Source organism: Chitinophaga sp. sic0106, assembly GCF_019219075.1.
Lineage (GTDB): Bacteria > Bacteroidota > Bacteroidia > Chitinophagales > Chitinophagaceae > Chitinophaga.
The window spans coordinates 20982-33971 of sequence record NZ_JAHUWJ010000008.1 but is presented as its reverse complement, the minus strand read 5'-3'; the positions used below and the strand labels follow the sequence as shown (position 1 = coordinate 33971).

Sequence of the window (12990 nt, the reverse complement as noted above, 5' to 3'; positions counted from 1 at the left end):
GCTGCCAACCGCAGCCCCTTTTGTTTTTGAATAACATTCGCATAACGACACCGTAATTACCATTGGTATAATTTACCCTTCATATTGCAAATATTCCTTTAAATTACGCCACAAACTACAATGCGCATCAATGGAAAATGACATCCTCATTGACTTCCGTTTTACTAAAACGAAACCTGGCTTCGGAGATTTGTTCCTGATTACGGGTGAAACACATCCTAAATTTGCCCCTCGTAATAACGCCTTCGAGAAGCTGGCCCCACTGGGCTTTGAGCAGTTAGACGACTTTTTTGGTATTCTTAACAGTGAAGAAGCCGGCGACGATGTAATCGTATGGCTGTTCCCTATGCTAAATGGCGAAGAAGTATTTCACAGCAGCGGCTCCTTCGATGCCATCCGCTTGTCGTACAACGCCCTGCGGAACACAGCCGGCAGCCTCGCCATCCTCCAGGCCTGTTTCGATGCCATCACCACCAACCTGGATACCGAAGCACTCTTCGAAGGCAATGTCATCCGTACATTCGATCCCGTTAGTGCCAAAGCAAATGAAATCATCAGCTACTGGCGCAATAACCAGGTAGAACCCGGCTCTGAAGCAAGCCTGCTCATCGATGAAGATGATGATGAAGACTGGGACGATGATGAATACATCGACGAGGACTGGGTAGATGAAGATGAAGACGATACCAGCAAAAAATAACGATTATCAAAATATATGGAAAGAGGACGATTTACGGGGTAAATCGTCCTCTTTCTTTTTATACCGGTTACTATCTCCCAAAAAAATATTAAATTGTATGCACCTATACAGCTAAACCTGATGCCAACAACTATGACTACACGTAATTTCAAAGGCGTTGCCGGACTTATATTAGCCGCCATTATTATCGGCGGACTCCTGGTATCCGGTATTCCCGGCTCCCGCAAGGCTTCCCACGAAAAACATGCAGTCAGAACAGCCACAGTTGAAGAAGTAAAAGAAGGCTCCCCGGGCATTATCATTCACCTGAAAAATGATCCGAAAATCTATTTCATCAACACCAAACAACACCATCAGATTACCGCTGCCGACCTGCAACAGCTCTCCGGGAAAGAAACCCAGCTGGTAGTGGCGGATAACTGGTCGCCCCTCGACCCATTTTCCAGCATGCAGGAAATAGAATCTATTGAATTGAATCACCACACGATCTATTCGGCACACTAACCTTTTTTCTTTATCTTAGTCACCTGTATATGTGTGACTTATGAAGAAGATTACCTATTTGTTACTCGCTGTTATTTTGATTGCCTGCGATCGTAAAGGCAGCAGCAAGTATGATAATGAGGAAGATACCAGTGCGGCCAAAACGCAGACCGATACTAAGAAAACACCCGCCAAAGCTGCCAAACCTATCGGCGGCGAAAGAATCAATAAAACAGCCACCATCCGTCAGCAGCCAAACGGGGCAGCCATTGCCAGTTTGCTCGACTATGTACCCGTACGCTGCGCCACCATCCGCAAAGGCTGGTACCCGGTGAGTATAGATTTTGATATCACGGCCGACGAATACCGCAAGCCCAGCTTCCGCAAAGGGCGCAAGCTCGTTGTCAACGGCGTGCCCGCCGGCTCGCTGCTGCGGGATGTAAAACTTCCCGTTTCTACCAACGGCGACCGCATGTGGGCCACCATCGATGGCTTCACCGAACAAAGCAGTATCCGTCCCGGTAGCATCATTGAGGTAGCAGCTATCAACTTCCTGAAGCAACATAAGGACTACAGCGTTGCCGGTCTGCAACCCTTTATCCACAACTTTCAGCTGGATGAAGACAGCGCCATCAAACCCTACGCCCTCTACTACAACTACGAAAGCGGCATCGATGATCCCAGCCCCGGCTACCGCCTGGCCTTTATCTGCCAGGGCAAACAGCTGATCGGCATCCTCCATTCCCGCCCGCTGACCTGGCAAGGCACTACACCGCGCCGCCTCCAGCGCGGCTTTGCCGTTAACTTCCTCCCAGGGATCGACAATTATCTGAAAGAGGATTTCTGCAAAAAATTTAACACCTATATCGTTTCAATTGATTAAGGTCATAACTTTTAGTTATTACCAATTACTTTTAAAGATTTGACTCCGTCCTTGCTGGTGCTGACCTTTGCCTGCATAAAACCATCGTATAGCATATGGCACACCAGCACATCAGCAGTAACAAAATCAGATTTTCCCCGCTTCGCAAGCCACTGTTTTTTACCGCAGCCGCAGCCACCCTGCTGCCGGTAGTATCACCACCCGTGGCATTGCTCATGGGCATCGCACTGGCACAAACTACCGGCAACCCCTATGCGCAGCTAACACGCCGCACCACGCAGTGGCTGCTGCAACTCTCCGTCATAGGCCTCGGCTTCGGCATGAACGCCCACCAGGCAGTGCAGGCAGGTAAAGAAGGACTGCTGCTCACCATCGCTTCCATCTTTGCCACCCTCCTGCTCGGGCACCTCCTGGGAAAAATATTAGGCATCGATAAAAATACCAGTCACCTCGTATCCAGCGGCACCGCGATATGCGGCGGCAGCGCCATCGCCGCCATTGCACCAGTGATTAGAGCCAATGATAAACAGCTGTCCGTATCCCTGGGAATTATTTTTCTGCTCAACAGCGTAGCCCTGTTCCTCTTTCCCGTGCTGGGCCACCTCTTCCACCTTAGTCAAACCCAGTTTGGCCTCTGGACCGCCATCGCCATTCACGACACCAGCTCCGTAGTGGGCGCCGCCGGTAAATATGGCCCCGAAGCCTTACAGGTGGCCACCATGGTTAAACTCAGCCGTGCTCTCTGGATCATTCCCGTATCCCTGCTTACCGGACTGTTATTCAGGAATGGCCATTCCAACATCAAAATCCCCTGGTTTATTGGCCTGTTTGTGATAGCCTTGCTGCTCAATACCTTTTTTCCGTTGGGGCATGCCAGTTATATCCTCACCAGTGCTGCCAAAACAGGATTATCACTCACTCTTTTCCTAATAGGTAGTAACCTGAGCAGGGAAGTACTCAGCGGGATTGGCTGGAAACCATTGCTGCAGGGTATTTTACTCTGGGTATTCATCAGCACCGCCACCCTTACAGCCATTATTTTCCTGCGGTGACATGCTGCGGGAAAAATGGCCGCATTTGCTTATATTTGAAATACTGAAGGATTGTCAGGAATTTCCCCGCACGCACCGGTTAGTAGTCAACCAAATCGCTATTAGATAACCATTACACCTCGATCCCCTTATGAGCTGGAAGCACGGCGGCCGTGCCACAATTTTCATGGCATTATCACGGGCTATAGAAAGTACAGCCCCCGTACATAAAAGACTCCTATATGATCCCTTCGCTGCAGCATTTTTGTCGCCCCTGTTTCAAAAAGTCGTTGCCTGCTGTCATTACGGACCACTCAGGAAAATCACCACTACCATTCTCCAGCTGCGCTGGCCAGGCGCCTATACCGCCGCAGTAGCGCGTACCCGGCTCATAGACGACATGATCCACGACGCCGTTAATAACCAGGGCATCAACCAGGTCATTATTATCAACGCCCGGCTGGATACCCGCGCACACCGGCTTAAAACAACCATCCCGGTGCAATATGTAGAAGTAGACCTGCTGGAATCCCAGCTGCAAAAACAGGAGATCCTTTTCAACGTCATCCCCGAACAGGTTACCTCGATTGATTACGTACCGGTGGACATACATACACAGCGACTATCTTCCCAAATGATTACACACCTTCAGCGGGAATACTATAAAACACTGTTCCTATGGGAAGGCGTTACCTCCAGCCTTAAAGCAAAAGAAATCGATGAGTTCTTCGAATATGTAACACGCTACCCTGCCGGCACACAAATCATTCTGACCTACCTGCATAAAGCGGCGGTAGAAAATCCAGGCGAATTCCGGGGTTTCCGCTCCGTATCCCGAACCCTCGGCCGAAAGGGCGAGCACTTCGACTTTGGCATGTATCCCGATACGTGGACCAGCATCTTCAACGAAAGAAATATGCAGGTCAACTACGATGGCGGCGCGGGCGATTATCGCCGGCAATACTATAAAGAAGCGGCCAGGCACATGAAAGGATATGAATACTTCAGGGTAGTAAGCGCCGCATTAAAATAATACCACAGCTCGGGCCGATTGAATATCTTTGTGGGATTCTTCACATAGAGCAGGACCCAGTATGCACATTCATTATTTCCAACATGTTTCTTTCGAAGGCTTAGGATGCATAGCCGAATGGTGCCGCACGCAAGGCCATACATTAACCGCTACCAAATGGTTTGAACCCGATGCCAACGCCGATGCCGCCGCTACCGCCGACTGGCTCATTATCATGGGAGGCCCCATGGGCGTATACGACCAGGACCAATACCCCTGGCTTACCACAGAAATCAATATCGTTAAAACAGCACTGGAACAAAAAAAGAAAGTATTGGGGATTTGCCTGGGCTCACAGATTCTGGCAGCAGCACTGGGCGCTAACGTATACGCACACACGCAAAAGGAGATAGGCTGGTACCCGGTTGATTTTACTTTCCAGGAGCAGGCAGCCGACCTGATTAACGTGCTGCCGCAACATATGGATGTGTTTCACTACCATGGCGATACTTTTGATATCCCCAACGGCGCCACACGGTTTGCCGCCTCTGCTGCCTGCAACAACCAGGCATTTATGTACGACAACGCTATAGGTCTGCAATTCCATATCGAACTCACGCCCACCTCCCTGGTGGCTATGATTGATCATGGCCAGGCCGAGATCACAGCCGGAGGGCCGTTTGTACAGCAACGCAACCACATCCTGGCTAACACCCCACAATTATCCGTCAACAACAATGCCCTGGTTAACTTGTTAAATTACCTGGCAGCTAAATAAATAATACTATGGACGCGGCATATGATGTAATCATTATCGGAGGTGGCCCAATAGGAATCGCCTGTGCACTCACCGCACAACGGGCAGGCTTATCTTACCTGGTGATTGAAAAAGGATGTTTGACGAACTCACTGTACAACTATCCGTTGTACATGACTTTCTTCTCCACATCAGAAAGACTGGAAGTAGGAAACATTCCTTTTGTATGTATCAACCCCAAACCCAACCGCCCGGAAGCACTGGAATACTACCGGAGAGTGACTACCAGCAATCAGCTGAATGTAAAACTTTTTGAAGAGGTGACTGATATACTTCCTAACGGAAACGAATATACGGTACATACCACCAAAGGAAAATATCATGGCCGGCATGTGGTAATTGCCACAGGATTTTATGATATCCCCAACACACTGGACATACCTGGTGAAAACCTGGCTAAAGTAACGCATTACTATAAGGACCCTCACTTTTACGCCACCCGCAAAGTGATCGTAATTGGTGCCAATAACTCCGCCGTGGATGCGGCTTTGGAAACCTACCGCAAAGGCGCGCAGGTAACCATGATCATCCGCGAAGATGGGATCGGAAAAAGAGTGAAATACTGGGTTAAACCGGATATAGAAAACCGCATCAGTGAGGGAAGTATCAAAGCTTACTACCATTCCAGCCTGGCAGCCGTACGTGAAAATGAAGCAGATATACTTACGCCGGATGGTATCGTTACCATTCCTAATGATTTCGTGATTGCGATGACCGGCTACCAGCCCAACTTCAGTTTCCTGAAAAAAGCAGGCATCGCCCTTTCAGACGATGCCAAAAAATATCCTGCCTATAATCCCATCACGATGGAAACCAATATGCCACGCATATACTTAGCCGGCGTGGTTTGTGGCGGAATGGACACACATGTGTGGTTTATTGAAAACTCCCGCGATCATGCTGATAAAATTATTCAGCACATCCGCAGCAGGGCCTAAATAATATTTACTTCTCTTTCGAGGGTAACACCAAATTTTTGTTGCACGCTATCTACCACTTGTTGCGACAGGTGGTAGATTTCACTCCCTTTTGCCTGGCCATAATTTACCAGTACGAGTGATTGTTTGGCATGAACACCTGCATCTCCCTCCCTGAACCCTTTCCAGCCACATTGCTCAATCAGCCAGCCTGCAGCCAGTTTGAAATGATCATCCGGCAACGGATAGGCGACCACGTTAGGAAACGTTTCTTTCAACCGGCGGTAGGTGGCACCGTCTATAGAAGGATTTTTGAAGAAACTGCCTGCATTCCCGATCTCTGCCGGATTTGGCAGCTTTGAACTGCGGATGTTAATCACTGCATCACTGATGGCTCGGATAGAAAGTTCCTTTACGCCCATATGCTCCAGTTCCGCTTCTATAGCGCCATAGCTGGTATTAAAGTGCGGTTGTTTACTCAGTTTGTAAGTAACGGTAATGATGGCAAACTGGTTCTTATATTCATGCTTGAACACACTCTCCCGGTAACCAAATTTGCAGTCTGTATTGTTAAATTTTACTAATTTTTTTTCCTGGAGATGAAAAGCTTCCAATTCATGAAAGCAATCTTTGATTTCCACACCATACGCCCCAATATTCTGCATGGGACTGGCGCCCACATTACCGGGAATGAGGGAGAGGTTTTCGAGTCCTGCCAGATTTTGCCCGATACAATACTGCACGAAACCGTGCCAGTTTTCACCTGCGCCCGCTTTCACATATACGTAATCGTTATCCTCGGCAACTACGGTAATCCCTTTAATTTCATTTTTCAGCATGGCGCCGTCGTAGTTTTTGGTGAGAAGGATATTACTCCCTCCACCCAGGATCATACGGGGCTGTCCGGATACCCGCCCGTCTGCCAGCAAGGATTCCAGCTCCTGCGCATTCGCAAAAGTGGAAAAGTAACGGGCCGTTGCAGTAATTCCGAAGGTATTATAAGGCTTTAACAGAACATTTTCAGATATGAGCATAACTAAGCATTCAAAAAACTTAACTTTATATCCTACAAAGATAAACCGGATTTACTAACATCAGCACAATTCTATCCATGGAAAAAACTGCTATTGTAATAGGAGCTACCGGCCTTACAGGCACACACCTGGTATCAGCACTGCTGCACGACGGGTATTATACCCACATCAGGGTACTGGTGCGTAAACACTGGTTCAACTCCAGGCCGGGGCTGGAAAGTATTATCGTTGACTACTCAGACGAAGCCACCCTGCGGAATTTGATAAAGGGAGATGTATTGTTTTGTTGTATAGGTACCACTATCAAGAAAGCCGGTTCCAAAGAAAACTTTCGCAAAGTAGATTTTGATATTCCGGTGAGATGTGCACGGATCGCGCATGAAAATGGCGTCGGCCAGTTTCTCGTGATGTCCAGTATCGGAGCAAACCTCTATAGCCGCAATTTCTATCTCCGTACAAAAGGACAATTGGAAGCCGCCATTGAAGGAGTTGGTTTCCCTTCTGTCGCTATCTTCCGTCCCAGCTTCCTCATCGGACAACGCCAGGAGTTCAGGCTGGGCGAATGGTTCAGCAAATATCTTATCCAGCTGTTTTACTTCCTGCTGCAGGGCCGCTGGAAAAAATACCGTGGCATCAAAGCCGCCACAGTAGCCAGCGCCATGCTAAAAGTGGCAAAAAAGAATATTCCCGGTACCGCCGTCTATGAATCTGATGCCATCCAGGAAACAGGAGAAACACCCCGCTGAGTTTGGCCAACACTACGTATCTTTAATGCTTATGCAACGACTTATATTCTTACTTATCACGCTCTCCTGGATAACTTTATCCCAACCCGGTAAAGCCCAGGATAATAAGTTTCCGGATGTATGGCCGCGAAATGCCGTAAAACATCCTGTACCCGCAGGTGCGCAGTATAATGTGCCGTATTTTACGCTCATTTACCGCGAAACCTTCGACTTCAACGTCAACAATGAAGATAAAGCCGCAGGAGTGGCTTACTACCATAAATTGTATAAGAGTATCCAGATTCAGCAAACCCTTAACCGGGATACTTTCAATTCCATACAGTTTTCTGTGGGTCCCAATGAGGATACCCGCAGCTTTAATATTCGTAAAATCAGCGCCGACAGTACCGTTGTGAACCTGGCCCGCAATGCCAGGGCTGTGAATAACAATGCAGGAGGTACCACCATCAGTGTGGAAGGGCTGGAAGCTAATGCCGGCGATGAAATTGAATACGAGCTCGTCACCAAAGCCACCGGATATGCCGGCGTGTTCACCATGCAGTCGGAAATCCCCTGTGCAGAAGCATTGTTCCGCCTCACGGCACCGAAAACAATGAAGTTTACTTTCAGCTCCACCGTCCCACAGGCCACCCCAACCGCCACCGAAGATGGTAACAGCAACGTATATACGTACACACAGGAAAATGTGATGCCTATACGCAACAACGCGCTGTATAACATAAAGCCGGCACTGGCACGCCTGGAGTTTGCCCTGGCGGAAATAACAACCGGCAGCAAAACCACTAAAATAAACTGGCAGGACTTCGGCAAGGAAACTTTTATTCCTTACGCCGCCATCACCAAACAGGAAGCCCGCCTGGTGGAAAAAGAACTCAGCAACCTGCCGTTCCTGCAACAACGCATTCCGCTGCCACACCTGCTTTACCTCCTGGAGCAATACATGAAAACCAATTACCAGCTCATACCTACTGATCCCTACCTCAACCCCGGCGATTTATCCGCCGCTATACGCACCAAAAGGACAGATAAAATGGGGATGATCAAGCTGATGAATGCTTTCCTGTATTATCTCAACATCCCTACGCACGTGCTCTTTACCTCGTCCAGAGATGAGATACCATTGCAAAAGGATTTGGTAAATCCGGAACTGGCATCAAACGTATTGCTGTACTTCCCTACCCTCGGACAAGCCATGGCGCCGGGTGAACCGGAATCCCGCTTCCCATGCTATCCTGCCAACTGGATCAATCTGCTGGCGGTACGCTGCCATGATACCCTCATCGGCGATAAAAGCGAAGTAATCACTGACCTGATCAACACACCACTGCCCGATTATACCTTGAGCAACATTAGTCTGGACGCCACGCTCACCGGCCTGAACAATCCTTCCTGGGACGTAACGCAGTCCTATGGCGGCTATGCTGCCATCAATGTAAAAAGAGGATTTGAGCGGGCCGGCAACGATGAAGGCAGAAGAAACGCTGCTTTTAATTCCATTCTTCCCCTGGAACCGGCTGCACGCAAGGTTACCAGCTATAGCGCCACCAATGAGTTATTCACCAGCCAGCCATTGGATAAACCGGTAGTGGTGAAATCTAAACTCAACACTCCTACGATGGTGGAGAATAAAGGCGCCGGAAAAAATATTAAAGTGGGTGAGCTGCTGAGCGGCAGCCTGATCCTCAATCCGGTGATGCCGGACGATACGCTGCCAGTGCAACTGGCGTTTCCGTTCTACTTCGAAACACGCCTCCACATTGATATTCCGGAAGGTTATAAGCTGATGAACAAAGATGATTTTGCTGCCAACATCGGTGATAAAAATGAGAACCTGGGCATGAAAATGCGCCTGGTGCAGGATGGAAACAAAGCACACATTTTTGTAGTACAATACTTCAAACTAGTGGACTATAAAGGGGCAGATAAAGATCTGTTCAAGAAAATACTGGAGAGGGTGCTGATCTTGAAGCAGCAGGAGCTGATTCTGGGGAAATAATTACAAACCCCGTCGCAGGCAAGCCGCGCGGAGCGCGGAACCCAGCCAATGTCACCGAAGGTATCATTCACCAATCCGCTCCGAAAACGATTTATAAAAAAGAAGGAAGAACATGAGTTCTTCCTTCTTTTTTATAAGATCAGCGTAAGCTGTTACACACAATCCACATCCGGCACAATTGTCACCGATCTGAATTTCTTTTCCGCCAGCAACTGTATAAAATATTCGCGCAGCATATGTTTGGTTTGCGCAATTACTTTGGTATCCCGTGGCAGTTTGATTAACATCTCCTGTAAATAATTATTTCTGACTCTGGCAACAGGAGGTGCTGCCGGCCCTACCAGTTGCGGGCCTATATGCGGGTTCAGCCAGCTGGCAAGGATCTGTGCAGCCTGTTCCACTGTTTGCTGGTTTTTATGTTTTAACGTGAGCTTCAGCAGCCGGTAAAACGGCGGGTAATGGAAAAACTGGCGTTCTGCCAGCTCCGCTTCGTACATGGCTTTATAGTCGTGGTTGGTCACATAATGCAATACAGGATGCCGTGTATTGCTGGCCTGCACCAGTACTTTACCTTTTTCGTGTTTGCGGCCGGCACGGCCGCTCACCTGTTCCATCAGCTGGAAGGCCCGTTCGTTTACGCGGAAATCGGGGTAGCTGAGCAGACTATCGGCACTGAGGACGCCCACCAGGTTTACGTTATCAAAATCAAGTCCTTTTACTACCATCTGCGTACCTACGAGGATATCCACTTCGCGGTCTTCCAGGAGTTTGATCATTTTGTTATGGCTGTCCTTATTTCTCACAGAATCCACGTCCATACGGGCAATGCGGGCTTCCGGGAAGATCTGTTGCAGGTCGTCCTCGATTTTCTCTGTACCGAAGCTCTTCGGGATGAGCGACTGGCTGCCGCAGGCGGCGCACGTGTATACGTAAGGGTAACGGGTACCACAATAGTGGCAGTGCAGCTTATCCTGGTTTCTGTGGTAGGTAAGCGATACATCGCATTGTTTGCAATGTGGTATCCAGCCACAGGTGGTACACATCAGGAAAGGGGCATAGCCACGGCGGTTCTGAAACAGGATCACCTGCTTCTTTGCTGCCAGGCTTTCCGTTACGGCAGTTTTTAGGGCCAGGGAGATGTTACCGTCCATGGTTTTTTCTGCCATTTCTTTCTTGATGTCTACGATATCTATCACGGGCATTTCTACACCGCCGTATCTTTCGGAGAGTTCTACCAGACCGTATTTGCCCTGTTGTGCATTGTAGTACGATTCAAGGGAAGGGGTGGCGCTGCCTAGCAGCACTTTCGCCTTGAACAAGCTGGCATAATAGATAGCGGCATCCCGGGCATGATAGCGGGGAGCCGGGTCCTGTTGCTTATAAGAGGGATCATGTTCTTCATCGAGAATGATGAGGCCAAGATCGCGGAAAGGCAGCAATAGACTGGAACGAGCGCCCAGCACAATTTGCAGCTCGCCGTTCTTTACCTTATTCCAGATTTCTACCCGCTCGTTGTTACTGAAACGGGAGTGATAGATTCCGATATGTTTACCGAAATGTTTCTGCAGGCGACGGATAATTTGTGCCGTGAGTGCAATTTCGGGCAACAGGTAAAGCACCTGCTTGCCGGCGGCCACAGCTTCTTCCATCATTTTTACGTAAACCTGCGTTTTACCGCTGGAGGTAACGCCATGGAGCAGGGTTACCTGTTTAGTCGTAAAGTGTGTACGCACTTCTGCGAGTGCTGTTTCCTGGGAAGGACTCAGTGTAAAATCCAGCGTGGCATCCAGCTTATGTTGCTTGATACGGTCTACTGCCCGTTTTTCCGCGAGCAGGATACCTTTATCGATCAGGCCTTTGAGCTGTGCAGTAGTGGCGTTGGATTTCCTGAGCAGTTCAGGTTGTGTGACCTCACCGGTTGTTTTCAACAGGTGCAGGTAGGCCAGCAGCAGTTCCATTTGTTTGGGTGCGCGGCCAAAATCGCTGAAAAGCGCTTCCAGTTGGGCATCTTGCTGATAGTCGGGATGCAGGAGGATAAAGTTTTCCGTCTTTTCTTTGTATACTTCCCTGAGTTCCTCGTATACCAGGCATACCTTCTTTTCAATCAGTTTTTTGATGACGCTGTATACCTCGGATTTATCGAGGATCAGCTGTACTTCTTCGATGCGCAGTTCCTTGCGGATCTGCAGTGCCTCTGCGATGAGGTATTCATCATCGTCCAGCTGCGTGTAGTCGTCGCCGTAAGCATCATTATAAAGGAGCAGTGTTTCGCTGGAGAGCTTGAGGTGTGCGGGAAGGGCGGCATTGAGTACCTCTCCTTCGCTGCACATATAGTAACTGGCTATCCACGACCAGAAATTGAGCTGGGTGGGATATAATACCGGCTCTTTGTCGAGCAGGTCCAGTAATGGTTTGGTTTTATAATCGGCCGGTGCCTGCTGATGAATTGCCTTTACGATACCGGCATACTTTTTCTGTTTACCCAGCTGCACAGCCACACGGCTGCCCACCTGGATAGTATTTTCCATATGTTCAGGAATGGAATAAGTATAATTCTTGGGTAACGCCAGTGGCAATATTACATCTGCATACTTCATGCGGTCGGTTGCAAGGTTGGGTAAGCACGACGTTTACGCAGTTCTGCATCCATTACCTCGTAAACGCGTTGTTTGAGGGTGTTAATATCATCGAGTGTAAGGCCATCTACCGGTATTTCGGGCAGGAAAACCACGCGGCATTTGCCTGGATTGAGTGGCATCAGCCCTTTACCGGAAGGAAAGCGGTCGCCCGCATCCACATATAATACCGGTTTAAGTGGTATCTGCATTTCAATGGCCATACGGAAAGCACCGTTATGGAATGGGCGCAGCGGCTCGTTGGTTTCGTTAGTAGTACCCTCCGGGAACATCAGGATGGATATGCCGGCTTTGAGTCGGCTCATCATTTCACGAACACTTTTTGCTCTGGCAGGTGCGTTGGAACGATCTACCGGCACTACAGAATTCTTATAAATGAACCCAAAAAACGGGATTTTAGACATTTCCACCTTTCCGAGCGGGCGGAAAGGGAGGCGCATCACCTTTACAGCGATGGCGGCATCGAGGTAGCTACGATGGTTAACAACGTAAATGCAAGGTTTATCGCCGTGTTCAACTACGTGTTCTTTGGTAACCCGCATTCCTACCATCGGAAACCAGGCATGGGCCCAGAACCGGAGGAAATAGAAGATGATGTTTCCACCTTTCTCTTTACCCAGCAGGGAAGCCAGGAAAATTGGCGGCAGGATCAGAAACATGATTCCCAAAAAGATAATGGCGGCGTATACTACATATATAAGACGCAACAATTTCATAAATAACTTCATAAACGCC

Annotated in this window: 12 protein-coding genes; 9 read left to right on the top strand and 3 right to left on the bottom strand. The window is 48.8% G+C overall.

The genetic code is table 11. The features are described from left to right. The first annotated feature begins 130 nt into the window (after positions 1-130). From KW844_RS13675 to KW844_RS13645, 7 genes are all read left to right on the top strand, one after another. Entirely contained in the window at positions 131-700 is a 570-nt protein-coding gene (locus KW844_RS13675) for a hypothetical protein (protein ID WP_218377346.1), read from the top strand. 132 nt (positions 701-832) lie between these two features. After that, positions 833-1204 (top strand): hypothetical protein, encoded by a 372-nt coding sequence (locus KW844_RS13670; RefSeq protein ID WP_218377345.1) that lies wholly within the window; start codon positions 833-835, stop codon positions 1202-1204. 40 nt (positions 1205-1244) lie between these two features. Further along, entirely contained in the window at positions 1245-2066 is an 822-nt protein-coding gene (locus tag KW844_RS13665; protein ID WP_218377344.1) for a hypothetical protein, read from the top strand. 95 nt (positions 2067-2161) lie between these two features. Next, a complete protein-coding gene (locus tag KW844_RS13660) occupies positions 2162-3118 on the top strand; it encodes a YeiH family protein (RefSeq protein ID WP_218377342.1) in 957 nt (318 codons plus the stop codon). A gap of 130 nt (positions 3119-3248) precedes the next feature. Then, on the top strand, positions 3249-4130 hold the full coding sequence (locus tag KW844_RS13655; RefSeq protein WP_218377340.1) for an SAM-dependent methyltransferase: 882 nt from the start codon (positions 3249-3251) through the stop codon (positions 4128-4130). Positions 4131-4191: 61 nt separating this feature from the next. Further along, the gene (locus KW844_RS13650) at positions 4192-4887 is read left to right on the top strand and encodes a type 1 glutamine amidotransferase (RefSeq protein WP_218377338.1); all 696 of its coding nucleotides are present in this window, start codon (positions 4192-4194) and stop codon (positions 4885-4887) included. Between the two features lie 8 nt (positions 4888-4895). Then, a complete protein-coding gene (locus KW844_RS13645; RefSeq protein WP_218377336.1) occupies positions 4896-5864 on the top strand; it encodes a YpdA family putative bacillithiol disulfide reductase in 969 nt (322 codons plus the stop codon). Here the strand turns inward: KW844_RS13645 and murB are convergent. Beyond that, positions 5861-6877 (bottom strand): UDP-N-acetylmuramate dehydrogenase, encoded by a 1017-nt coding sequence (murB, locus tag KW844_RS13640; protein WP_218377334.1) that lies wholly within the window; start codon positions 6875-6877, stop codon positions 5861-5863. The two genes, KW844_RS13645 and murB, sit on opposite strands and share 4 nt — an antisense overlap. A gap of 77 nt (positions 6878-6954) precedes the next feature. On the opposite strand from murB, the gene KW844_RS13635 reads away from it, so the two are divergent. Beyond that, a complete protein-coding gene (locus KW844_RS13635) occupies positions 6955-7623 on the top strand; it encodes an NAD(P)H-binding protein (RefSeq protein WP_218377332.1) in 669 nt (222 codons plus the stop codon). Between the two features lie 31 nt (positions 7624-7654). Further along, entirely contained in the window at positions 7655-9619 is a 1965-nt protein-coding gene (locus KW844_RS13630) for a hypothetical protein (RefSeq protein ID WP_218377329.1), read from the top strand. 152 nt (positions 9620-9771) lie between these two features. Here KW844_RS13630 and priA read toward each other — a convergent pair whose 3' ends face one another. Both priA and KW844_RS13620 read right to left on the bottom strand, forming a co-directional pair. After that, positions 9772-12216, bottom strand: coding sequence for a primosomal protein N' (gene priA / locus KW844_RS13625; protein ID WP_218377327.1), 2445 nt, complete (start codon positions 12214-12216; stop codon positions 9772-9774). Continuing rightward, on the bottom strand, positions 12213-12971 hold the full coding sequence (locus KW844_RS13620) for a 1-acyl-sn-glycerol-3-phosphate acyltransferase (RefSeq protein ID WP_255578420.1): 759 nt from the start codon (positions 12969-12971) through the stop codon (positions 12213-12215). Before KW844_RS13620 ends, priA begins: the two co-directional genes overlap by 4 nt. Positions 12972-12990: the final 19 nt, after the last annotated feature.